General features: G+C 46.1%; 22 protein-coding genes. 14 read left to right on the forward strand and 8 right to left on the reverse strand.

Annotated features, from left to right (window positions below):
- Positions 1–118: 118 nt before the first annotated feature.
- The gene (locus QUA74_RS19165) at positions 119–1,657 is read right to left on the reverse strand and encodes a PAS domain S-box protein (RefSeq protein WP_333332298.1); all 1,539 of its coding nucleotides are present in this window, start codon (positions 1,655–1,657) and stop codon (positions 119–121) included.
- A gap of 320 nt (positions 1,658–1,977) precedes the next feature.
- On the opposite strand from QUA74_RS19165, the gene QUA74_RS19170 reads away from it, so the two are divergent.
- The 7 genes from QUA74_RS19170 (at position 1,978) to QUA74_RS19200 (ending at position 10,281) form a co-directional block, all read left to right on the forward strand.
- Positions 1,978–2,628, forward strand: a complete 651-nt coding sequence (locus QUA74_RS19170; RefSeq protein WP_333259261.1) for a DUF3386 domain-containing protein — start codon at positions 1,978–1,980, stop codon at positions 2,626–2,628.
- A 280-nt stretch (positions 2,629–2,908) separates the two neighbouring features.
- Positions 2,909–3,145 (forward strand): NifU family protein, encoded by a 237-nt coding sequence (locus QUA74_RS19175; RefSeq protein WP_006632519.1) that lies wholly within the window; start codon positions 2,909–2,911, stop codon positions 3,143–3,145.
- A 178-nt stretch (positions 3,146–3,323) separates the two neighbouring features.
- Complete coding sequence (locus QUA74_RS19180) at positions 3,324–5,570, forward strand: glycoside hydrolase (RefSeq protein ID WP_333332301.1); 2,247 nt, start codon at positions 3,324–3,326, stop codon at positions 5,568–5,570.
- A 363-nt stretch (positions 5,571–5,933) separates the two neighbouring features.
- On the forward strand, positions 5,934–8,498 hold the full coding sequence (locus QUA74_RS19185; RefSeq protein WP_333332304.1) for a PAS domain S-box protein: 2,565 nt from the start codon (positions 5,934–5,936) through the stop codon (positions 8,496–8,498).
- 388 nt (positions 8,499–8,886) lie between these two features.
- The gene (locus tag QUA74_RS19190; RefSeq protein ID WP_333046072.1) at positions 8,887–9,279 is read left to right on the forward strand and encodes a response regulator; all 393 of its coding nucleotides are present in this window, start codon (positions 8,887–8,889) and stop codon (positions 9,277–9,279) included.
- Positions 9,280–9,744: 465 nt separating this feature from the next.
- Entirely contained in the window at positions 9,745–9,963 is a 219-nt protein-coding gene (locus tag QUA74_RS19195) for a hypothetical protein (RefSeq protein ID WP_333332307.1), read from the forward strand.
- A gap of 105 nt (positions 9,964–10,068) precedes the next feature.
- A complete protein-coding gene (locus QUA74_RS19200) occupies positions 10,069–10,281 on the forward strand; it encodes a hypothetical protein (protein ID WP_333332310.1) in 213 nt (70 codons plus the stop codon).
- A 206-nt stretch (positions 10,282–10,487) separates the two neighbouring features.
- Here QUA74_RS19200 and QUA74_RS19205 read toward each other — a convergent pair whose 3' ends face one another.
- A complete protein-coding gene (locus QUA74_RS19205) occupies positions 10,488–10,631 on the reverse strand; it encodes a chlorophyll a/b-binding protein (protein ID WP_015176459.1) in 144 nt (47 codons plus the stop codon).
- Between the two features lie 762 nt (positions 10,632–11,393).
- Here QUA74_RS19205 and QUA74_RS19210 point away from each other — a divergent pair.
- The 3 genes from QUA74_RS19210 (at position 11,394) to QUA74_RS19220 (ending at position 13,429) form a co-directional block, all read left to right on the forward strand.
- Positions 11,394–11,876, forward strand: coding sequence for an NYN domain-containing protein (locus QUA74_RS19210; RefSeq protein WP_333332313.1), 483 nt, complete (start codon positions 11,394–11,396; stop codon positions 11,874–11,876).
- 170 nt (positions 11,877–12,046) lie between these two features.
- Positions 12,047–12,760 (forward strand): ribonuclease III, encoded by a 714-nt coding sequence (gene rnc / locus QUA74_RS19215; RefSeq protein ID WP_333332316.1) that lies wholly within the window; start codon positions 12,047–12,049, stop codon positions 12,758–12,760.
- Positions 12,761–13,000: 240 nt separating this feature from the next.
- The gene (locus tag QUA74_RS19220) at positions 13,001–13,429 is read left to right on the forward strand and encodes a DUF1824 family protein (RefSeq protein ID WP_333332319.1); all 429 of its coding nucleotides are present in this window, start codon (positions 13,001–13,003) and stop codon (positions 13,427–13,429) included.
- A gap of 134 nt (positions 13,430–13,563) precedes the next feature.
- Here the strand turns inward: QUA74_RS19220 and glgA are convergent, their stop codons facing one another.
- The 4 genes from glgA to QUA74_RS19240 all read right to left on the reverse strand — a co-directional run bounded on the left by glgA (position 13,564) and on the right by QUA74_RS19240 (position 17,837).
- Entirely contained in the window at positions 13,564–14,991 is a 1,428-nt protein-coding gene (gene glgA / locus QUA74_RS19225) for a glycogen synthase GlgA (protein ID WP_333332322.1), read from the reverse strand.
- 452 nt (positions 14,992–15,443) lie between these two features.
- Positions 15,444–16,271 carry a S1C family serine protease gene (locus tag QUA74_RS19230; RefSeq protein WP_333332326.1) on the reverse strand — a complete coding sequence of 276 codons (828 nt, stop codon included), beginning with the start codon at positions 16,269–16,271 and terminating at the stop codon, positions 15,444–15,446.
- 360 nt (positions 16,272–16,631) lie between these two features.
- The gene (hemC, locus tag QUA74_RS19235) at positions 16,632–17,603 is read right to left on the reverse strand and encodes a hydroxymethylbilane synthase (protein WP_333332329.1); all 972 of its coding nucleotides are present in this window, start codon (positions 17,601–17,603) and stop codon (positions 16,632–16,634) included.
- Between the two features lie 48 nt (positions 17,604–17,651).
- Positions 17,652–17,837 (reverse strand): hypothetical protein, encoded by a 186-nt coding sequence (locus QUA74_RS19240; protein WP_333332332.1) that lies wholly within the window; start codon positions 17,835–17,837, stop codon positions 17,652–17,654.
- A 205-nt stretch (positions 17,838–18,042) separates the two neighbouring features.
- Between QUA74_RS19240 and QUA74_RS19245 the strand changes: the two genes are divergently transcribed.
- The gene (locus tag QUA74_RS19245) at positions 18,043–18,498 is read left to right on the forward strand and encodes a type II toxin-antitoxin system antitoxin SocA domain-containing protein (RefSeq protein WP_333332335.1); all 456 of its coding nucleotides are present in this window, start codon (positions 18,043–18,045) and stop codon (positions 18,496–18,498) included.
- Positions 18,499–18,939, forward strand: a complete 441-nt coding sequence (locus tag QUA74_RS19250) for an MAG6450 family protein (protein WP_333332338.1) — start codon at positions 18,499–18,501, stop codon at positions 18,937–18,939.
- Between the two features lie 102 nt (positions 18,940–19,041).
- On the opposite strand, the gene QUA74_RS19255 is transcribed toward QUA74_RS19250, so the two are convergent.
- On the reverse strand, positions 19,042–20,070 hold the full coding sequence (locus QUA74_RS19255) for a hypothetical protein (protein ID WP_333332341.1): 1,029 nt from the start codon (positions 20,068–20,070) through the stop codon (positions 19,042–19,044).
- A 120-nt stretch (positions 20,071–20,190) separates the two neighbouring features.
- Positions 20,191–20,754 (reverse strand): hypothetical protein, encoded by a 564-nt coding sequence (locus tag QUA74_RS19260; RefSeq protein WP_333332344.1) that lies wholly within the window; start codon positions 20,752–20,754, stop codon positions 20,191–20,193.
- Positions 20,755–20,945: 191 nt separating this feature from the next.
- On the opposite strand from QUA74_RS19260, the gene QUA74_RS19265 reads away from it, so the two are divergent.
- Positions 20,946–22,031 (forward strand): T4 RnlA family RNA ligase, encoded by a 1,086-nt coding sequence (locus QUA74_RS19265; RefSeq protein WP_333332346.1) that lies wholly within the window; start codon positions 20,946–20,948, stop codon positions 22,029–22,031.
- 131 nt (positions 22,032–22,162) lie between these two features.
- A complete protein-coding gene (locus tag QUA74_RS19270; RefSeq protein WP_333332349.1) occupies positions 22,163–23,011 on the forward strand; it encodes a phosphatase domain-containing protein in 849 nt (282 codons plus the stop codon).
- Positions 23,012–23,048 lie beyond the last annotated feature (37 nt).

A 23,048-nucleotide genomic window follows, 5' to 3' on the forward strand; every position in this document is an offset into this window, starting at 1 on the left:
ATCATATTATGTCCGCTCAAACGACTCCCATGAAATAGGTTATTTTACCGAAAATGATATTGCAAGCATAAGATTGCACTTTCACACTTTTTATGCTCTTAACTTGTGCTTGCTCAGATTACCCATCGCCCTTTTTTTTCGGAGTTTTTGGAGGGCTGACATAGCGCGCCCAAAAAGGCTCCTCCATATCTTTCATCGCTGCTAGCTTTTGGCGCTCTTCCTCTATGCGCTTGCGTTCTGAAAGATCAGAAAATATGTTAATACTGCCGACAGTCTGGCCGCCCGCATCTCGCACCCGTGCGGCCCAAAGCCAAACATCGATCGAACTACCGTCTTTTTTCAACAAAGATATTTCCAAACCGTTTTGCGGTTTGCCATTAGACGCAGACTTTAGCAGCGCGTAAAAATCTTGCTTTTGGCCTTCAGGAATATTCGGTAAAGGTTTCCCTAAAACCTCAGCCGCACTCCAGCCAAAAAGTTGTTCGGCGGCGCGGTTCCAAACAACGGTATTGCCGTCATTGCTGGTACAGTTAATCGCCAACGGCGCCGATGCTATCTGGGCTTGCAAAACTTGGTTAACGAGTTGCAGTTTCAATTCTACTTGCTTGCGATCGGTAATTTCCTGACAAGCCCCCCACAAACGGACAATCCGTTCAGCAGTTTTGTCCCACACCACTTGCCAATAGTCCCGTACCCAGCGCACCTCGCCTTTTTGATTAATAATGCGATACTCATTAGCTCCAGTGCGGCTGAAAGTACAGCCTTCTAACTGTTTAATTAACATTTCCCTGTCGTCGGGATGAACGAGTTCGGAGTTCCACCAACCAAACGATTCTAATTCTTCAGTAACGATCCCGATGCAGCGCTCAAAAGCTTCTGTTACCCACTCGCAGGAGAACTTACCGTCTGGCAGTCCCTTAAAAGAATAGGCAAAATCCGAAGTAATTTGCGACATAACTCTGTAGTGGACTTCCGACTCTCTGACTGCGATTTCGGCTTGCTTTCGTTCTCCTATTTCCCGCGAATTAATTATAATTCCCTGCACGCTAGAATCGTAAACCAAACTGTTACCTATCGACTCCATGTAGACCCAATAACCGTCAGCGTGGCGTTTCCGATATTCGATCGCCCCCCCAATTCCGGGAGCTTCTAACAACTTACCAAAATACCCCTGCCAAGCCAGCAAATCGTCTGGATGAATTAACTCGCCGTGAAATTTGCCAATTCTTTCTTCTGGGTTGTAACCCAAAAGCCGTTGTAGGGCTCCGCTGTGGTATCGAACTCGCCCGTCGGAGCCGACAATGCTAATTAGATCGGGAGAATTACGCAGCATAGCTTGCAGTTTGGCTTCACTTTTAGTTAATGCTTGAGTGTCCCTGCGATGCTGGCTGATTTGTTTTTCCAACTCCTCCCGTAGTTGTCTAATTTGCCCTACTTGCTGGGCTACAGTGCGTTCCAAGAGGCGATTATTTTTTTCTATTTCAACCAGCTTTGCTGCGTTATTTGTCGCGCTTTCAAACATACGGCTGGCTGCCATTTCCTGTAAAGAATTTGATAAATCTTCCAAGGTTTTTGTGAAAATCGCCTGTTGGGGGTGTGGCAATTTTCTAGCTTGTTCCTGCAATGTCTCTAAGTGTTTGTAGACAGTTTCTAGCATTTTATTAAGGGGGGAATCTAATAGTTGCCTGCGGGTGCAACCCCTAAAAAGCGGACACAAGTTTTTTCAACATAACCCATAACTAAGACTGGTGTCTGGCGATCGACCCATAGCGCTCTCAATAACCAGGCATTTTGTGACTTTATTTTCAAATCATAGCAACCGTTAGAGAAAGTAAATTCTTGTTGCGCCCTAATTGCCAGCCCAGCAGCACCCCCAAGAAGTGCTCGCCAGGAGTGCGGGTAACTCCCCTACCCAGTGAATGTGGGGCTTCTCGCGGTTAAGCTAAACTAGATGGGTGTCAAGAGAAAGAGGGATTTATGACAGAGCAAGCCAACGCTCGCGATTTGTTTCGCGCTGCTTACGAACACCGCTATACCTGGGATGCCAATTTTCCCGGTTACAGTGCCGATATTGAACTCAAACAGGGCGACGAAGTATATACGGGTCATGTTTCCATCAAACCCGACATGAGCGTGGAAGTCAGCGGCATTGAAGATGAGGAAGTGCAGCAAAGCGTTTACACCCAAATGCGCGATATTGTCACCCACCGCAAGCGCTCGACATTTGAAAAATCTCACGGCAAAAATAGCTTCACCCTGGGCGAGAAGGACAGCACCGACGCTGTGGACATCTTGGTGCAAGGCGACTCAATGGGATCGAATTATAAAATCCGAGGTCTCTCAATTTGTCAAGTCAGCCGGGTGATGGGCCGCATGGCTTTCGTAATTGACACGCACAAAAGCTTAGAGACACCCGAAGGTTCTTTGGCCAGCCACTACGATGCCGTTTTCCGCAACCCTCAAACAGACGAAATCATCAAAGAACTCGAATTTGAAGATACCTTTGAGAAGATAGGCGACTATTATGTCATGACCAAGCAAGTAGTTCGAGCCAAAGAAAAAGGTCAACTGACAACAACCGAGTTCAACTACTCCAACGTCAAACTGCTAGAACCAGCAGTAGTGTAGCGCGATCAAAAACCCGATTTCTTAAATAAAACGGGTTTTTTTGGTTAACGTATCAGAATCAACTTGATTTGGCGGCAAGTAACGCTACGATCGAACGAGAGAGCTAATTGGGATCGAGCATCAGCGTGACAGAAACCGGGTTTCCTGCCGCGGGCTCACCTGAGTGCCTAAGTATTTTATCAAAAAACCCGGTTTCTTAAATCCCGCGCGGGTTGAGAATGCTGTCCTTGAGTCAAATCGAACTTTCATCAACTGCAATAAATCATCACAGAGGCGAAATATGACACTAGCACTAACCAGAGATAACGTCGAAACAGTTCTCGATGAAATGCGCCCCTACCTGATATCCGATGGCGGCAACGTCGAACTCGTAGAAATTGACGGCCCAGTGGTACACCTGAGACTGCAAGGAGCTTGTGGCTCTTGCCCGAGTTCCACAATGACTCTGAGAATGGGCATTGAACGTCGCCTGCGCGAGGCTATCCCAGAAATTGCCGAAGTCGAACAGGTAATGTAATTAGTCAGTTGGCAATTGGCAGTTGGCAGTTGACAGTTGACTGTTGACTGTTGACTGTTACCAATTACCAGTTGACAGTTGACAGTTGACTGTTACCAATTACCAAATTTAATTGCCAATTACCAATTACCAAGTTTAATTACCAATTACCAAATTTAATTACCAATTACTAAATTCAATGTCTCATCCCCTTTACGTAGCCTTCATTTGGCACCAACACCAACCCCTCTACAAATCCCGAGTATCAGCTAGCACAGGAGCATCCGAGTACCGATTGCCCTGGGTGCGCTTGCACGGAGTCAAAGACTACTTGGATTTAGTCCTACTTCTGGCAAAATATCCCAAGCTGCATCAAACTGTAAACCTGGTTCCTTCCTTGATTTTGCAGATAGAAGACTGCATTGCAGACAAAGCATTAGACCCTTATTTGGCGGTGACATTAAAGCCAACAGAAACTTTAAACATCCACGAACAAGAGTTTATTTTAGAACACTTCTTTGACGCCAATTACCACACCCTGATTCAGCCCCACCCTCGCTACGCTCAACTCTACACTCAGCGGCAGGAAAAAGGCATTCAGTGGTGTTTGGCAAACTGGAAGTTGCAGGATTTTAGCGACTTGCTGGCGTGGCATAATTTAGCTTGGATTGACCCCCTGTTTTGGGACGACCCCCAGATTGCAGGGTGGCTGAAACAAGGACAAAATTTTAGTTTGGTAGACAGAAAAAACATCTACTCCAAACAAAAAGAAATCCTTGCCAGAATCATTCCCCAGCACCGTAAAATGCAAGTTGAGGGACAGTTGGAAGTCTCTACCACCCCCTACACGCACCCGATTTTACCGCTGCTTGCTGACACTAATGGCGGCCGCATAGCTATTCCCAACATGACGCTGCCACAACACAGGTTTCAGTGGGAAGAGGATATTCCGCGACACTTGAGAAAATCCTGGGAAATGTATCAAGACCGGTTTGATTGCCAACCGCGCGGTTTGTGGCCGTCGGAACAAGCCGTCAGCCCGGAAATTTTGCCCTATATTGCTAAACAAGGCTTTAAATGGATAGTCTCGGATGAAGCAGTATTGGGATCGACAATTAAACACTTTTTCAACCGCGACGCGGCGGGGAATGTCTACGAACCAGAATTGTTATATCGCCCTTACCGTTTAGAAACTCCTGACGGCGATTTGGCCATAGTATTTAGAGACCACAGATTGTCCGACTTGATCGGGTTTACCTACGGTTCGATGGAACCGGAAAAAGCAGCATCAGATTTAGTGGGACACTTAGAAGCGATCGGCAGAACTCTCAAACACCGACAATCCGGCGGCCAAACAGCTTTAGAAAATCCCTGGTTAGTTACGATCGCCCTGGACGGCGAAAATTGCTGGGAATTCTATCCCCAAGACGGTCAACCGTTCTTAGAATCCCTCTATCAAACTCTCAGCGACAATCCAGATATCAAATTAGTCACAGTCTCGGAATTTCTCGACCAATTCCCAGCAACCGAAACAATACCCGCCGCCCAACTGCACACCGGTTCCTGGGTAGACGGTTCCCTCACAACTTGGATCGGCGATCCCGCGAAAAATCGTGCTTGGGACATATTAGGGCCCGCGAGACAAATGCTGGCAAACCATCCAGAAGCCACAGAAGAAACCAATCCAGAAGCTTGGGAAGCGCTTTATGCGGCCGAAGGTTCCGACTGGTTCTGGTGGTTTGGCGAAGGCCACACGTCGAACCAAGATGCCATGTTCGACCAGCTATTCCGCGAACACGTAGCGGCAATTTACGAAGCTCTCGGCGAGCCCGTACCCCCGGAAGTGCGGCGGCAAGTAGAGGCGCACGAGGTTCAAGGCGACCACCTGCCGATGAGCTTTATTCACCCGGTGATTGACGGTATCGGCAACGAACAGGATTGGGACAAAGCCGGTCGGATTGAAGTTGGGGGAGCAAGGGGTACGATGCACCGGAGTTCGGCAATTCAGCGGCTTTGGTACGGGGTTGACCACTTGAATTTTTACATTCGCGCCGACTTTAAGGCAGGGGTGCGGCCGGGAATTGATTGCCCTCCAGAGTTAAATCTGTTCTGGTTTTATCCCGATCGCACGATGAACAACAGTCTGATTCCGCTGTCTGGTTTACCTGACGAAGCACCGCTAAACTACCGATTCCACCATCAGTTAGAAATTAATTTGCTGACGAAATCGATTTGGTTTCAGGAAGCAGGAGAGGGCGATGAGTGGCATCCCCGCATCAGCCGGGCCCAAGTGGGACTGGATAAATGTTTGGAGGTAGCAGTGCCCTGGGCTGATTTGCAGATTATGCCCGACTGGTCGCTGCGACTGATTGCGGTTTTATCGGAAGGGGAGCGTTACTCTACCTGTATGCCGGAAGATGCTTTGATTCCGATAGGGATGCCGTAAAAAGTCATTAGTCATTAGTCATTAGTCATTAGTCTGTAGGGGCGGGTTTAACAAACAAAATAGAACAGCCAACCCAAATACATATAAACCCGCCCCCAACTGAATTAGTCAACAGTAATTAGTCATTTTTTGAACGAACAAACAATTAAACAATTATCACTTTTTATTGAATTGGGTCTTCAACTCTGGCTGTCTAATGCCTTGATACTTTCGATCGAGTCCGGTCGATATAGGGCTATAAAATTTGTTGGTAGTGAGGAATTCAGTCCTCTTGTTTATGAGGACTGAATTCCTCACTACCAGCCGCAGAATGGTTAATTTACCGGACATCATATCATTAGTCATGGGGAAATTAACAAACTAATGAGCCGTCTTTTATTATTGGTCGATCGCCACCAACAACTTAATTTGCCGATCGCACACCTCAACACCGAGCATGAGGTGATCGCACTCGATCGCGCTTTAGATCCCAATTCCGAATTTCCCATTCCCCAAATCGCTTTTGACTTGTGCATTCTCGATGAGGCAAATTTCGAGCGCATCGGGTCGCTGGTAGCAAAATTAAAAGCAGCCGCCGAGCCGATATTTTTACCATTCTTGCTACTTAGCAAATCCCAAACACCTGTTCTTTCTGAGCAATTTTCGCTGCCGGCCAAACAACTCGATCGCAGAATTGACGATTTGATAGCAACCCCCCTCGATGCCGCCCAACTGCACTTGCGGGTAGAAAATTTGTTGGCCCGCAGGCGGCTGTCGCTAGAACTCCACAGACTTCAGGAAGTAATTAAAGAAAGAACTTTTACAGAAAGTTTGTTAAAGGACTCGCTGCAAACGGCAAACGAAAACCTGCAACGGGAAATCGCCAAGCGGGCCGAGGTAGAAACTGCACTGCGAGAAAACTCCTATCTTGACTCGCTGATCAATGCCATGCCAGATATTGTCTGCTTCAAAGATGGCGAGGGCAGGTGGCAGGAGGCAAATCGAGCGATATTGGAAGTGTTCGAGCTAGAAAAGATAGACTACCGCGGCCTCAAAGATTCTCAGCTAGGAGAACTCAGCAGTTTTTACCGCGAGGCGCTAGAGGGGTGCGAGGTGAGCGATCAAGAAGCGTGGGAAAAAGGTGAGCTTTCTAGGGGAGAAGAAGTGATTCCCCGCTCAAACGGTACTGTGAAAATCTACGATGTGATTAAAGTACCTGTATTTCACCCCGACGGCAGACGCAAAAGTATAGTGATTTTGGGCCGCGACATTACCCAACACAAGCAAGCACAAGATGAACTCGTGCGCTTGGCGTCGATTGTCGAGTCTTCCGACGACGGCATCGTCGGCAAAACCCTCACCGGGACAATTCTGAGCTGGAACGGAGGAGCCGAGAAGATTTACGGCTACTGTGCGGCAGAAATCAAGGGGCAGTCGATCGAGATTTTAGCCATACCCGAACGCCCCAAGGAAATGCCCCAAATTCTGGAAAATATTAGGGCTGGAGCCAGCATCGACCATTACGAAACCGTGCACTTGCGGAAAGACGGCCAACAGATAGATGTGTCCCTGACTATTTCTCCGATTAAAGACGCCACAGGAGCGTTAACGGGCGTTTCCACAATCGCTCGCGACATCAGCGACAGCAAGCGAGTCGAAAAAGCCTTTGAACAACTCCGCCACCAAACAGAAATGATTTTGTTCTCCGCAGGAGAAGGAATTTGCGGGTTAAACAAAGAGGGAAAAGTAACTTTTGTCAATCCTGCGGCGGTGAGAATGGCTGGGTGCGAATCGAAGCAATTGATTGATCGACCGCTCTATGAAAGCTTACACCGTTCACAGGAAGCATGCTCAAAGGCGATCAAGCAACTGTCATCTGCAACACACATCAATTCAGGCTCTGAACTTGTCCAACACTGCGCCGCACCGCAGGCGGGCAAACTGCTGCCGTCTCGGGTAAGTTCTCAAATTTTAGCCACCCTGGAAGACGGAGAGGCGCGGCGCGTCACCGATGAGATTTTTTGGCGGCGAGACGGCAGCAGTTTTCCGGTTGAGTACGTTGTCGCTCCGATGCGAGAAGAAGGCGAAATTATTGGAGCTGTAGTGACTTTTAAGGATATCACCGATCGGCTTGCCGTCGAGCGCATGAAAGATGAATTCATCTCTGTTGTCAGCCACGAACTGCGGACGCCCATGACCTCGATTCACGGCGCCCTCGGCCTCCTCAACAGCGGTCTGCTTGACGCTTACCCCGTGAAAGCCAAGCGGATGCTGGAGATTGCTGTCACTAATACTGACCGCTTGGTGCGGTTGGTCAACGACATCCTGGATTTAGAGCGGATGGAGTCGAGTTACAACACTGCCATCAAACAAACTTGCAATGTGGCTGAGCTGATGTTGCAGGCGGCTGACGAGATGCAGGGAATGGCTCAGCAGGCGGGGGTTACTCTGTCGGTGAGACCTGTGGGGGCGCAATTGCAAGCTGTTCCCGATCGGCTAATTCAAGCCTTGACAAATTTGCTCAGCAATGCTATTAAATTTTCTCCCTCCGGGGCTACGGTTTGGCTGAGCGGGGAGTTGACCCACAATCGGGATTTGACAGAAAAAGCTGGGTTGAAGTCGGTGTCGTCTCCGTCTTTGTTGTCTCCTGAGCCTGCCGCCGCCCATCCGCACTTGCCAGGGACGAGCTCGTCGTACATCGTGATTGCTGTGAAAGACCAAGGACGGGGTATTCCGGCCGACAAGCTGGAGATGGTCTTTGAACGCTTTCAACAGGTTGATGCTTCTGATTCTCGCCAGAAGGGAGGTACTGGTTTGGGGCTGGCTATTTGTCGCAGTATCGTGCAGCAGCACGGGGGCCGGATGTGGGTGGAGAGCGTTTTGGGGGAGGGCAGCACTTTTTTCTTAAGTCTGCCACTTCTAAGGGAGGGGCTTGCAACTGAAAGTTAATTTCTCCCCTGGTGTACCCAAAGTTACTGATTTTGTGCAGATTGTTCGTGAGAGTCATGGACAAACAATCTCAGCCTTTTGGACCAATCGGGGAGTGCGAGCAAAAATCGCGATTTGAGGTCGAAAAGCGGCTTTTTTTGGGGGGGAGATTTTACAGCAACCGCGCCCGACGGTTAGGATATTCTTAATTGTTGAAACCCAGGCGGTCGATGGCAACGGAGGTCTTCTTTCTTCCTTCTTTTTACCTGCTCAGGTTCGCCGAAGGGTCTTCAACATCTACTATACAGTTTGGAAAATTTACTGTAAAGTCCGATCAGGTAAGATAATTTGCTTTACAAAATATTCACATTTCGCCTCTAGTCTGTGATCAGTTCTCATTCATAAAAAAATGTTAATTTTGACTGCCAAGCGCATCTTGGTTATTGACGATGCGGAAGATATTCGGGAAGTGGCTCAAGTCAGTCTTGAGGTGGTGGGGGGCTGGGAAGTCCTGACAGCGAGTTCGGGCCGCGAGGGTGTTGCTAAGGCTCTTGCCGAACAGCCTGATGCTATTCTGTTGGACGTGATGATGCCTGACCAAGACGGGCCTACTACTTTTCTACAGTTACAAGCTAATAATGCTACGCAGCACATTCCGGTAATTTTATTGACAGCTAAGGCTCTGGCTGGGGACAGGCGGATGTTCGCGGATTTGGGGGTGGTGAGCGTGATTGCTAAGCCTTTTGAACCGATGTTTTTGGCGGCTCAGGTCGCTGAGGCTTTGGGCTGGGAGCAAGAATAGATCGATCGCCCGCATTGAATTGTGCAGCTTTTCAAGCAGTAGTTTTGCAGGCAAAGAGAGTTAAAAAAACTTGCTTTCTTTGGTATTGTGCCTCAGCTAGAATCCGGTCGATCGCTCGGCATATCTGTAGGGACTTAGGGGCTGTGCCTTTTGTCCTGTCAGCTTAAGACTAAAAACCGCAGTCGGGCAGAGGCGTTTCAACCCTGCCGCTCTTTGAGGTGAAATTGACACAAATAGGTGATGCCTAAGTCCCTATTTCTAGTGCGTTCATTTAACCGGATTCGGCCTCAGCCATGATCTCAGTATTCCTACTGATTTATCGGGAAAATATAAGCTGGCAGGATTATTTTACTTTTTGTAACAACTCACTCGTCTTCATAAGTTCTTCAGGTTTTAGTTTTAAGTTTAAGCACATGGTCAGGGATCGTTCCTGACTGTTGGCAGACACATTGGGAGAAGACGACTATGCCCTCAGCTTACATTTTGCTACTAATAGTTTCTCTGGCAGCAGTCTGGATTTACTGGCAAACCTCTCAAGATATTTTTGTTCTTGTGGCTTGGGCGGGACTGGGTTGTTTTATTTGGGGTTTCTCTTGGGCTCCTTGGATCGTTCAGCTTCTGATTGTGGTGTTGCTGTTGGGCCTCCAAAAGTGCTACTTGCGAGACGCTCAAAGTTGTGAGTGAAAGAGATTTTTTATTGTTGTGTCTGGAGTGGAGATGCACCGGCACTCGTCAATCTTTGTAATGATTCGGTTATCGCTGCATATCTTAAAAAAGGTTTAAAATATCATGAATAGTTGCCCTTGTTGCTCCTCTAAATTGCTCCGCCACGCTCGCCACAATCGCGTTTATTGGTTCTGCTCGCACTGCTGGCAGGAAATGCCGGATCTGTCGGAGATGATTTTAGGTAACAGTGCGGGAACTCACAAACGAGACGGTTTGGTAAAGCTTCCTGCTTTGACTCCTAAATTGAGAATGTTGGATGCGGCAGGAAGGGCTTAGTTTGCTGGAGTTAGTCTCGTTAGTCTCGCGATAAATATGGAGACGGAAAAGATTTTTGATTGGGCCATCTGTTGGATTTTTTGATAGAAAATGCAAAAGCCCCCTTCCGTGTGAAGTGAAGGGGACTTATTAGCGGGGGGGCTTTTGCACTTGTGAAGGGGTCGATCGCCCGACAGAATTTCAGCTATTGTATGCAGTTAAGCTGATTACATCAAACCGATTTGAGAGAGAATGCCTTGACCGGTGAGGAATTCGGTAGCTAGGCCGATAACGAAGCCCAACATTGCCAAACGACCGTTCCAGGTTTCAGCAAACTCAGTGAAGCCAACTTTTGCGTCTTTGTTTTCCATGACCAGAAACCTCGTTTAATTTCAACCTTATGTAACTAAACTTAACATAGCAGTACAAAGTTTGCAACATATTTTTACATTTACTGTTCAAATGCCGGAGATAAGCGGGATGGGCCTGCAGGGAGAGGCGCTCGCAGGGAGATCAGGAGAGGGTTTTTATTGGGGGACGGGCGATCGGTGTCAGGTTGGCCAAAACCTTGGTGAGATGTCTAAGGATGTAAAAAAATTATTTTGAGTTAATACTTGACATCCAATAATTAGAACGGTAGCCTAAAAGCACAGCTAACACTAAATATCGCATTCAAAATCAAGGAATGTTGATTGAGTCGTCTTAGCGACAGGGATTATATAGCAATCCTAAGTCATTTATGAACGTGGTTCAGGCTTCTAGCCTAGACGGGCTCTCCGGCCCATCCCACAACTCATTTAGGATGGCTATAGAACTGGGGCAAGTTTCTAGCGCCCCGTTGAGGAGAAAGTACGTCTCATGTCGTTTTAACAAGTTGATACCAGCTTGAGAAAATCAAAACATTATTGAGTTCAATTTCTTTTCAACGGGGTGCTACTAAGCTCGTTCCAGTTCAGTAAATCCTGTAGCTAAGACGCTAATCAAATCCCTACAAAATCACACTATTTTGTAGTAAGAGATTGTCCTGTGCCGAGATGTTCATTTTTGAGCCAACCCACAGACAACGTTCCATTAATCCTAGATGCGCGATATGTCGAGGCTGTCCAGTCAACCTCTTTGTAGGACATAATCAAATGACGGACAATCATCGAACCTCAAACCCATCAACCGACCAACAGCAAGCTTTAGTTTCCATTTATTGGGATTATCAGAACATCCCAAATGCAAAGCAAGCTAATAACTTATTGCTCTTTGCGAATTCATTGGGATATGTAGTTAACAGAAAGGTTTACGACAATTGGCAACAGGGAAATAAGGATTCTCAAAAAAGAACCTTCGTTAATCTGGGTTTTGAGTGTGTTAATGTACCCCACTCTATCAAAAATGCTGCTGACTTTAGTCTTTCTATCGACTGTTATGGAGAAGCAACAAGTAGTTTGTATCCACACCTATTTATCGTTCTGTCTGGAGACGGGTATTGCGAAATCTTGATTCCTAAGCTACAAAACAAGGGTAAAAAGGTGATAATTTTGGCTCGACAAGGTAATGAAAGGAAAAGTCTGAAAAAGCTGGCGGATAAATTCTACTTTGTGGATGAATTACTGAATTCGATCTAGGCATACAAACGAGTAGCCTATAAAATTCCTCGATATTCACCCCCGCCGCCGATAGCAAAAATCCCGTTTATTTGATAAACTAGATTCTCCAAACCTACCGCTATCTGCGGCTATTTCATGTCCACCTAATAACACCCAACTCCAAAAACAATAACCATTACAAAACTCCCATGCAATTAACTAACCCAACAAAAGAAATACAAATGACCCTTCCCGAATTCAACAATGAAAAACTGCTGCGCCAAGCACTAACCCATCGTTCCTACGTCAACGAAAACCCCACATTCCACGAAGAAGACAACGAACGCTTAGAATTTCTCGGCGATGCTTTGCTGACTTTTCTCAGCGGCGAATACCTCTATCAGCGTCATCCAGAAATGGGAGAAGACCAACTGACTCGCCGACGTTCTGCATTAGTAGATGAAAAACAATTAGCCAGATTTGCTACTGAAATAGGTTTAGACTTAAAAATGCGGCTCGGAAAAGGAGCTTATCGAGAAGGGGGGATTACTAATCCAAATTTGCTAAGCAGCACTTTTGAAGCATTTATTGGCGCTTACTATCTCGATACGCAAGATATGGACAAAGTTAGCCACTTTGTATGGCAAATGTTTGATTCGGTTCCCGAAAATGTGGTGGAAACTCGATCGACTGTAGACTCGAAAAATCGCTTTCAGGAATGGGTACAAGCCAACGGTGACACCACTCCGCCCAAATACGTGACAGTCCAAGCAGGAGGCACACCCCACAAGCCGGAATTTCTCGCTAAAGTTTATGTTGCAGAGAAACTCTATGGAGAAGGTAAAGGCAAAAGCAAAAAAGATGCTGAGAAAAATGCGGCTGAAGATGCGCTAGCAAAGCTGAAAAAACGCGGACTGATCTAAACTTGAAAACATTGGTAAAAACTACTAGCTTTTTTGTGGGATTCCGGCGTTGGCGTTAGCGAAGCGATCCGAAGGAAAGCCCTCGAAGACGATCGCCCGAATTGATGGCAAGAGCGCACAATGGGCTATAATCAGGGATTGCGCTAGTGTTACCGCCGTCGATTAAGGGTTGTAATGGCAGAAATTCGTTGACGAGTAGCCGAGTGTCGATCGTAATTTTGGGAAATATCAGAGCAATTCATGTCTACTCAAAACCCGACTACCCTAACTGTTGAAGAAGCACAGCAAATCCTCAAAGATTTTACTTGTCTGGATATGCAATGTGTAGCATCGCCGCTGGAAAAACAGGCGCTGCGTCAAGCGATTTTGCTGGTAGCAAGTTTGTCGGATTATCAAATGTTGGGAGTGTGCGCTTCTTCGACGGATGAGGGGTTTTTAGCTTTAGAAGCTTATTTGAAAGCTTTGGGATATCAAGCTGTTTTAGATCCCAATGCTGTCTCGACCTTTGCTGGTTCGGTTTATATTAAGTTCAATACTTTGAAGGGGTCGTATTATGTTGACGGCTATCCCGGAACTTACCGGGGCGTTTTGATTTCGTGTCAATCTTCCTCCGAAGGTGGAGTTAGTGGCACTTACGGTCATTTACCTCTCGATTTATTTGTTGATTAATTTGTCAGTAGTCAGTAGTCAGTCGATCGATTAAATTGAATCAAAAACCGACTGGGGACTAAGCTTTAGGGTGCGTCAGCCGATCGCCCTTCGATTTAGTTGAATCAAACACCGACTGACGCACCTTACTAAAATTAACCCTTGCCAACGATCAATTCTGCCTCTGGTTCCGGTGCGGTTTCTTCGGGCGGCAGTCCCAAAATATCGCTGTACAAGTTGACGTATTTCCGGGCCGAAATATCCCAGCTAAAATCTTCTCTCATCCCGCGCTGTTGCAGTTCTCTCCACTTATCTTTGTAGCGGAAACCTTCCCAAGTTCTGATCATGCAGGTGAACAAGTCCAGGGGTTCGTAGCGATCGAAACAGTAACCTGTACCGGTATTGTCGATCGGGTTGTTGTGGGAAACGGTATCGACTAAACCGCCGGTGCGGCGAACCATTGGCACGCACCCGTAGCGGAGGGCGAGCATTTGGCTAATGCCGCAGGGTTCGAAACGGCTGGGCATCAGGAAGCTGTCGCAGCCTGCGTAAACGCGCCGGGAGAGGGCTTCGTTGTAAAGTAGTTGGGTGGACATCCGACCGGGATAGCGGGCTGTCATTTGCCAGAGTTGGGTTTCGTAGTAGCGATCGCCCGTTCCGAGTACAATAAATTGAGCGTCGGTATAGGCCATGAACAGATCAAGCATTTGAATTATCAAATCTAATCCCTTCTGTTCTACCAGCCGCGTCACCATGCCGATCAAAAAGGCATTTTTATTCACTTCCAAGCCGACTTCTTCTTGCAGCGCAATTTTATTAGCGGGGCGCTTTTCAATAGTATCAACACTAAATTGTTGATGGAGGTACTTGTCTGTGGCGGGGTTGTAAGATTCTGTATCAATTCCGTTCAAAATGCCCGATACTTTGCCACCGATGTAAGACAGCAAACCTTCCAAAGTTTCCCCATAAGCTGGGGTTTTGATTTGCTCGGCGTAAGTTGGTGAAACTGTATTTACTCGATCGGCAAACTGTACTGCGGCAGCCATTGTATTGTGACCTTGCATATACCAAGGACACCAAGTCATTTGCTCCAAACGCCAGCGCCACGGCCCTTGATAAGCTAAATTGTGAATAGTAAAAACTGTGCTGATATCCGGGTCTTGGCTCATCCAAACAGGTATCATCCCCGTATGCCAGTCGTGACAGTGGATAATTTGGGGCTTCCAATGATTCCAGGCAAATTCAGCCGCAGCATTGGCAAAGAAAGTGAACCTCCAATCTTCATCTAAACCGCCGTAAACGCGGCGCGGTAAGAAAGATGGATGTTGCATTAAGTATAAAGGTACATCGGTTCCCGGCAAAACAGTTTCAAACACCGAGAAGCTTTGGAACATGGCAGCCCCATCCCAAACAGGTTTTTTGGGAACGTCCATTTTGTCCGGGATAAAACCGTAGTAGGGCATGAAGATGCGGACATCGTGTCCCATGCGTCGCAGAAATTTAGGCAAAGCGCCGACGACATCGCCCATACCGCCGACTTTGGCGAGAGGTGCTGCTTCGGCGGATACAAATAAAATACGCATTATTTTTTTGTGTTCCTTGAGATGGTTAGTCTAGATTAAGTTTAAAGGGCGAGCGACACAATATTAACGCGCCGTCCAAAAACAAGTATAAATCTGAGTTGCTATAGCGATCACAGTTTACTCAAGAATGCGATCGCCCTTTTTCCATCCGCGTCGCTGTGCGGTGAAAAAAAGAGCGATCCTCTTCTGCAAGCTTCGCCAACGCCCGGACTACCCTCCCGCGACAATTTTCACGCTCTAATCAAATTTAGCAGTCACTTTCTGAGTGACGGTAAACATCAAAAATTGCATGAAGTTTGCTCATCTTTACGCATTAGTAAAACTGCCCGCCAAGCTATCAGTATGTAATTAAGGAAATAGCGATCGCCTTTTTTATCCCCTCTCATAAAAAGAGCGATCCTCTTCTGCAAGCTTCCCCAACGCCCGAATCACATATTACGGACAACTCCTGACTAATTCTGAGAATCCTCCTCAAAAGTCTCCTCAAATCCCGCTAGAAAATCATCCAAAGCTTCAGAGGCGATCGCCAAATTAATATTATCAGCATCTTCCCATCCCCACGTATTCACCCCAACCACTTGACCGGCCATATTAATCAGTGGCCCGCCGGAATTGCCCGGATTAATAGCCGCATCAGTTTGCAACACCTTTACCTCACCCACATCATCTTCGTCGTCATCGCCTTCTTCATATTCCTCGGGTTCGCGAATTGCACTCACAATACCTTGAGTTACAGTTGAAGCAAACTGCCCCAAAGGATTGCCCACAGCAATAACTCTATCTCCCACTTTCACATCAAAAGACAACTCTAGGGGAGGATATTCTTGGGGAGAGTCCACTTGTTCCCCTGTGTTCGGGTCGAAGGTAAAATCGCTAATTAAGAGTAATGCTAAATCTTCTTCGGCATTACCAGTAAACACCACCTCTGCCAATCTCAATTTTCCGTCGTTAGTTTCGACTAAAACCTGTTCAATTTCATCTTCTTCATAGAAGTAATCTTGATCGGCAATATCTTCTACAACGTGATAGTTCGTGACAATTATATCTGGCGATACAAAGAACCCGCTCCCAGAAGAAATCTCTTCTTCTGTATCCCAATCCATGACGTAAATTGAAACTACGGACGGCAAGACTTGCTCGACTACATCCGAAAAATTTCCTGCTTGAGTTTTAAACTCTTTCAATTGCTTTTGCAAAGCTTGTTGGTCTGCTTGCATTTTGCTATAGAGTTGCTGAACCTTTTTCAATTCCAGCTTTAATTGAGTTTCTCTAGCGCTCATATTTGGCCTTTACCTGAAATAAATTGCTGATTAATTTTGGATGTTTGATTGTAGATTTTGGATGGGGTTAAGAATTATAGGACTTACGAAAAAAACCGGTTTTTACCATAAATCTTGGGCTATACAGCGAGACTTACATCAGAAACCGGGTTGCTCAACACTCGTGCGGAGCGTCCTAAATTAGTCCGATATTTTTGAAATCTATCGAGCCAGTCCTATCTAAAATTTCCATCAAAAATCTACAATCAGAATGCTACTCTACCTGTGAAAGCAAAAGCGAACCGCCAGTTATTTTTATTTTACAAAAGGCGATATCTCTAGATTAGTCTAAAAGCCGTGACAAATAGATGCCGATCGCTTTTAGGAACCGCGCTGAACTTGGACAAATATTTCCTCCAAAATTTCACTAGCTCCCTGTTGGCGCAAGCGGTGAGCGAGGTCAATTCCGATCATTTCTGCAGTCTCGGCGGCACCGGAAACAGTATCTTTAACGAACCGCTTGCCGTCGAGACTCGATACCATTCCAGTTAAGGTTAATTGACCGTTTTCTATTTTGGTATTGACGCCGATCGGCACTTGACAGCCACCTTCTAATTCCCGCAGAAATGCGCGTTCAGCATAACATCTTTGGGCGGTTTCCGAGTGTTCGAGAGCTTTAATCACTGCCATAATTTCTGTGTCTCCGGCGCGGCATTCGATGCCCAAAGCACCTTGTCCGACGGCGTGAAGGGAGATTTCAGCAGGGATAATTTGGTGGATGCGATCGCCCATTCCCAATCTTTCGAGGCCGGCAACTGCTAAAATAATCGCGTCGTAACCGCCCTCATCTAATTTAGCGAGTCGAGTATTGAGATTGCCGCGAATATCTTTAAATTCAAAATGAGGGAAATGATGCCGCAGTTGAGCTAGCCGGCGCAGGGAAGAAGTGCCGATTACTGCACCTTCTGGGAGGGTGTCAAGTTGCTTGTCTTTGTGCTTGGAGTGAACTACCAGGGCGTCAGCGGGATTTTCCCGTTCGGTGACGCATCCTAAAATTAAACCTTCGGGCAAATTGGTAGGCAAATCTTTGAGGGAATGAACGGCAAAGTCCGTTTCATTGTTAATCATCCCCGTTTCTAATTCTTTGGTGAAAAGTCCTTTATCGCCAATTTTAGCGAGGGCGACATCAAGAATTATGTCCCCTTGGGTGGACATGGTGTGGACTTCAAAAGTGTGTTCCGGGAAGTGTTTCTGTAGCTGTTCTTGCACCCAGTGGGTTTGCACGAGAGCAAGTTGGCTTTTGCGGGAACCGATGCGAACGGTTCGGGAAGGGGCAGATGTGGTTGGGGACATAAGATCGATCGGAGGATAGCTTGAAATCAGCCAATATATTCACCTGATCTAGCGTACCGCAGGTGGGGACTTTAATTGCTGGTTGGGATAATTCGGGCGATAAAATAGAAATACCAGGTTTTGAGCGCCAGTAGCACTGAGTCTTGATGATGTTTCCCATCCAGCGTTGGGCGTCGCTTGCAGTCCAGGCGATCGACATTCCGAAGCAAAGGCTGCTGGCGATGTACGATTCACCTAGCTGAGAGCCGGATGAACCTGGTTGACATGAGGAGTTAGCTTAGCTGCAGCGAGAAAGAATTAGCTCAAAAGTTGCCAGATTTGGAGAGAAAAATGTAGTTGCGAGGGGAAAAGGGCGATCGTAATTGCGATCGTACTTATAAAGCCACCAAATAGCTTAGCATCAAAAGTGAATTTGTCAAATTACTAAAATCCTAAAACTATGAAAAGTGCTCTTGAGGTAGCTCGTTACTTTTTATCTCGTGTCGATCGAGAAGCAGGCGATACCATTTCTCCTCTGAAACTGCAAAAGCTCGTGTATTATGCACAAGCTTGGAGTTTAGTCTTTAGAAGCCTGCCGCTATTTGATCAAGAGATTGAAGCTTGGGTTTCCGGCCCAGTTGTCCGCGATGTTTGGAATGAATACAAAGATTACAAATACAAGGATATTCCCGCTCCCCATTATTTTGAAAAAGAATTTGAGGAAGATGAACTCGAAGTCCTCGAAGAAGTTTGGAATGCTTATGGAGAATTAAGTGCTAAACATTTGGTCGAGTTAACGCACTCAGAGATGCCTTGGTTAAACGCCCGCAAGGGATTAGAACCTGCTGAAAAATCAACTAAAATCATCTCCCACGAGGATATGAAATCCTGCTATGCACCTTTTGTGGAGGCGTAAGTGGGGAAAAAAAGTCAAATACCAAAGCCATCTCAAAAAAAGCAACAAGGTAGAATTCCAGAGCAAGCAACTCAGTTAAATCGACCAAGCAATACAGATGATGAGCATCCTAGCTTCAGATTTACCTATGCAGATAAAAATCGTTGGGTTTTATCTAACTGGACATCCTCAGAAATCAATGACCTAATTGAAGGACTAAAGAAAATTGAGAAATATACTTGGGCCCAAATCCGATGTCACGGCTCAAAAAAACCAGGTGAATCAGTGGGAACGGGTTATAAGTTGATTGACAAGCATCCGCCTTTGCCTGACAATATTCCTGAAGATGCGAGGTTATCCGAAATGCGAATTGATGAGAAAAAACGGATCTTTGGGTTCCGCGTTCAGTCTGTTTACTACATCATTTGGTTTGACCGCGACCATTCAGTTTGTCCAGAATAAAGTTTATGAGGAGTGAAAAAGGGCGATTCCCTACCCTGCCCGAAGGCACGCGCGTTCGGGATAGCTTCGCTCGCGCGTAGCTTTTCCATTTCTCACCCAAATTTAACGTTGCCCTGCTTGAAGTGCAGAATTTGCTATCTGGACAACTTCTTGCTGCCGTGCGTTTCTCCTTGTGACTCGGTACAGCACCCCCAGCCTTTGCCACTCAACAAAAGCAGTGCAATAAGCACCGCAATTATTGAAATAAATCCCCCTGAATCCGCCCGCCAATTCAACGCTTCTGTAAGTATCCTGCGGCAGTTGCGAAGGAGGCGAAAACGGTTCATTTCTTTTAGCTTCGATGGTGCCGAAATAACAGGCTCCCGCGCGGCATCCTTTGCCTAAATACATTCCCACAATGTAACCGTCTGCCCCCGCTTGCACATCAAAATCAAGTTGTTGAATGTCAGATAAAGGAAGTCTACTCGGAAGAAAAACAGGCACTCGCGTTTTGCCTTTAATTTGCCGAAAGATGTTACTCGCCGGAAAACTACTGTTAGCTTGGTTTGCACTTGAGTTATCGGGGATAGGGGGAAACTTTTGCACAAAATTCCTCCACTGCCCAACTCTATTTTTAGCAATATTCAAAGTGGCAATAGAGTATTTTTCGAGCGCAAAAGAAGGGCGACCATTTTTCAGGTTGAAGTTGCGGCGAATCACTGTAATTTCGGGTTTGCCTAAGCCGTAAGCTGTGGCTATGGAACGGGCGAGATTGCAGCTAATTTTGAAGCGTCCCATTTCAATATTGCCATTTTCCGCTTGATAAGACCAATTGTAACCTTCAGAAGGGCGATCGCGATCGCACAGAAAATGAGAAATCTCAAACATCTTGGCAATATGAACATCGTACAACCGCAACTTGCGGCTGCCGGCCGATTTTGCAGTGTTGCGATCGGGTACAATAAATTGTATGGGTTGCCAGCTATCTTCAGGGGAATAATTAAACCAACGGATTTCTGTAATCGGGAGTTCAGTCCTTGCTAACGCTGAGTTGGGTGTCAAAAGTGCGTGAAGCGAAGCTATCCCGAAGGGAATCGTAAAAGCAGTCACCACACAAGCAAAAATCGCCGCAAATAGCCATCTTCCCCTCATCCTGATTTCCCCCGAAGTAGGTAAGCGCACAAAAATATAGCATTTTGTAAGGGGCGAGTGCGAGTTAAGATATATCATACAATAGCCGTAAGGTGCGTTGTGCCTCCCAGACTGCCAAACTTAACGCTTCCCAGCTTTAATAGCAGAATTTCCTATTAAAATTAAATCCGATTCTCGTCCGTTCTTAATGGCGACGGTATACATAAAACCCTGAGTTTTCCACTGAAGAGTTGCTGTGCAGTAAGCCCCGCAACCGTTATGATAAACTCCTTTCACTCCGCCCGCAAGTTGCACATTTTTGAACGTCTTAGTTACCCCTTCTAGTTTTGTAATAAACTCCCCGCCTTTTTGACCTTGAATTGACCCAAAAGTGCAAACTGTCGTACCGCCGCAATCTGGTTTATACTCGATTGAAATAGTATAGCTGTTTGCTTTTGCTGTAGTTGGATAGTACATTTTTTGCGGAACCGGAATCCTGCTGGGAATAAAAATAGGGACTTGCGTTTTGCCTTTTAACTTTGGCAAAATTTCATTTACCGGAAACGCAGTGCCTCCTTGAGCAAGTTGTGTTGTCCCCGATTGTCGCTGCGACAATTGCGAAGATCCAAAAACAACGGAAAGAGGTACTAAAGCAGTCAATACACCAGCAGAAGTAGCCAAAAGTAATAATAATTTCTTCTTCACGGTCTTTTCCCTTAATATTCCAATAGTTTAGTTGGGGGGCGAACCGCATTCACCTATGTACAACCATAATTCAAGATACCAAATTAACACTCGCTTTTCCGGGAAAAATGTTTTTTGACTATTCTTGACAAGGTTGCTAGAATATGAAGTCATATATAATATAGAGAAGGTGAGCAATTTAGGAGTCGATCGTGGAACTGCAAGAGTATTTGCGCCAGCACGGATTGGAAACCTTGTCCGAAACTTATCATATCAAAGTTACCCGCCACCGCCAATATCCCGATTTAGTCTGTCTGAAATACTCGCAGATAGAATCTCCCCTGGGCGAAAAGATAGTCCAGCAGTGCCGAGGCATTATTTTAGATTCATCTCAAAATTGGCAGATAGTTTCTTATCCCTACAACAAATTTTTTAATTACGGAGAAATTCACGCCGCTGCAATTGATTGGAGAAATGCCAAAGTTTACGAAAAACTAGACGGTTCTCTGACTGTACTGTATTTTTACAAGGGAGAATGGAGAGTGCAATCTAGCGGCACTCCCGACGCCGCCGGCGAAGTTAACGGTTTTGGATTCACTTTTGCCGAACTGTTTTGGAAAGTCTGGCAAGAATTGGGATATCAATTGCCGTCCGAAACCGACCAGTGTTTTATTTTTGAGTTGATGACGCCTTACAATAGAATAGTTGTTCAGCAAACAAACAATCAAATCGTGCTTCACGGCGTCCGCAACACTCAAACGCTGCTAGAAACCGACCCGAGTATTTGGGCCAATAAATACGGATGGGAATTGGTCGCATCTTACCCTTTAACTAGCTGGAAAGAAACGATCGAAGCGGCTCAGCATTTAGACCCGATGAATTCGGAAGGGTATATTATCTGTGATGCTGATTTCAACCGAGTTAAAGTTAAGTCGCCTCAATATGTGGCGATTTCCCATCTGCGGGAAGGGTTTTCTACCCGCAGGATGATCGAGATTGTCTTAACTAACGAAGGAGAAGAGTTTTTAGCTTATTTTTCTGAGTGGAGTGAGTTGTATAAAAAAGTTAAGGACAAATATCAATCTTTGGTTGAAGAAATCGAGGAAGCTTACCGACAGCACGAACATATCGAAGTTCAGAAAGATTTTGCATTAGTTGTGAAGCATTTGCCGTATTCCGGGATTTTGTTTTCTTTGCGGGCCCGAAGAGTTGCGGGAGTGAAAGAAGCTCTCCGTGATGTTACGATCCATAAAATAGAGGAGTTGTTGGGTTTAGATTACATCCATCTAGGTTTGTAGAAGAAGAAGGAAGTTCGGCAACGAATTCGCAAGGGCGGATTTAACGGATGTCAGGAATCAGGAAGAGGGAAGAAGGAATATGAATGCCCTATGCCCTATGCCCTCTGCCCAATTACCAATTACCAATTACCATGAAAAGAGTTATTGTACTTGTTGGTTTACCCGCTTCGGGAAAGTCTCAATTTGCTAGGGATTTGCTGCTGTCTGAACCTGCCAAGTGGGTGCGTAGCAATAAAGATTTGCTAAGAGAAATGGCTCACGCTTCTCATTGGTCGCAGGCGAATGAAAAGTTTATTGTGCAGTTGAGAGATACGATTATTTTGATGGCTTTGGAAAGCGGCAAGCACGTCATTGTTGATGATACTAATTTTGGCCCGCACATCGAGCATATCAAGGAGTTGGTTAAAGGTAAAGCCCTTGTCGAAGTTAATGATTCTTTCCTGCAAGTTCCGGTTGAGGAATGTATTAAACGGGATTTGAAAAGGCTTAATTCGGTGGGCAAAGATGTGATTATGAAGATGTACAATAAGTACGTGCGGGTTCCCGTTGCGCCGCCGGAATATAACCCGGATTTGCCGGATGCAATTATTGTTGATATGGACGGTACGCTGGCACTTCTCAACGGCAGAAATCCTTTCGATGCTTCGAGGTGCGATCGCGATTTGCCCAATCAGCCCGTTTTAGATACCGTTCGCAAGTGGCAGTCCAGCGCCCATATTATTGTAGTGTCGGGTCGAACGGATGACTGTCAGCCTCAAACTAAAAAATGGTTGCAGCAGTACGAGGTTAATTATGCCAGTCTTTATATGCGGAAAACCGGAGATATGAGGAAGGATTCGATTATTAAAGAGGAGTTCTATCGGCGGCACATTGCAGGAAAATATAATGTTAAGTTTGTGTTGGACGATCGCCAGCAAGTTGTTGATATGTGGCGGTCGTTGGGATTGACGGTATTCCAAGTAGATGAAGGGGATTTTTAAGGCAGGGTTTGTTTGCGCGGGCGATCGCAACTTCCAA

It is taken from the genome of Microcoleus sp. LAD1_D3 (assembly GCF_036702135.1).
Taxonomy (GTDB): Bacteria; Cyanobacteriota; Cyanobacteriia; order Cyanobacteriales; family Microcoleaceae; genus Microcoleus.

Bases quoted from the DNA above. Each gene is read 5' to 3' on its own strand.
- QUA74_RS19165 (WP_333332298.1), bottom strand. From the start codon at position 1,657: ATGCTAGAAACTGTCTACAAACACTTAGAGACATTGCAGGAACAAGCT.
- QUA74_RS19170 (WP_333259261.1), top strand. From the start codon at position 1,978: ATGACAGAGCAAGCCAACGCTCGCGATTTGTTTCGCGCTGCTTACGAA.
- QUA74_RS19175 (WP_006632519.1), top strand. From the start codon at position 2,909: ATGACACTAGCACTAACCAGAGATAACGTCGAAACAGTTCTCGATGAA.
- QUA74_RS19180 (WP_333332301.1), top strand. From the start codon at position 3,324: ATGTCTCATCCCCTTTACGTAGCCTTCATTTGGCACCAACACCAACCC.
- QUA74_RS19185 (WP_333332304.1), top strand. From the start codon at position 5,934: ATGAGCCGTCTTTTATTATTGGTCGATCGCCACCAACAACTTAATTTG.
- QUA74_RS19190 (WP_333046072.1), top strand. From the start codon at position 8,887: ATGTTAATTTTGACTGCCAAGCGCATCTTGGTTATTGACGATGCGGAA.
- QUA74_RS19195 (WP_333332307.1), top strand. From the start codon at position 9,745: ATGCCCTCAGCTTACATTTTGCTACTAATAGTTTCTCTGGCAGCAGTC.
- QUA74_RS19200 (WP_333332310.1), top strand. From the start codon at position 10,069: ATGAATAGTTGCCCTTGTTGCTCCTCTAAATTGCTCCGCCACGCTCGC.
- QUA74_RS19205 (WP_015176459.1), bottom strand. From the start codon at position 10,631: ATGGAAAACAAAGACGCAAAAGTTGGCTTCACTGAGTTTGCTGAAACC.
- QUA74_RS19210 (WP_333332313.1), top strand. From the start codon at position 11,394: ATGACGGACAATCATCGAACCTCAAACCCATCAACCGACCAACAGCAA.
- rnc (WP_333332316.1), top strand. From the start codon at position 12,047: ATGCAATTAACTAACCCAACAAAAGAAATACAAATGACCCTTCCCGAA.
- QUA74_RS19220 (WP_333332319.1), top strand. From the start codon at position 13,001: ATGTCTACTCAAAACCCGACTACCCTAACTGTTGAAGAAGCACAGCAA.
- glgA (WP_333332322.1), bottom strand. From the start codon at position 14,991: ATGCGTATTTTATTTGTATCCGCCGAAGCAGCACCTCTCGCCAAAGTC.
- QUA74_RS19230 (WP_333332326.1), bottom strand. From the start codon at position 16,271: ATGAGCGCTAGAGAAACTCAATTAAAGCTGGAATTGAAAAAGGTTCAG.
- hemC (WP_333332329.1), bottom strand. From the start codon at position 17,603: ATGTCCCCAACCACATCTGCCCCTTCCCGAACCGTTCGCATCGGTTCC.
- QUA74_RS19245 (WP_333332335.1), top strand. From the start codon at position 18,043: ATGAAAAGTGCTCTTGAGGTAGCTCGTTACTTTTTATCTCGTGTCGAT.
- QUA74_RS19255 (WP_333332341.1), bottom strand. From the start codon at position 20,070: ATGAGGGGAAGATGGCTATTTGCGGCGATTTTTGCTTGTGTGGTGACT.
- QUA74_RS19270 (WP_333332349.1), top strand. From the start codon at position 22,163: ATGAAAAGAGTTATTGTACTTGTTGGTTTACCCGCTTCGGGAAAGTCT.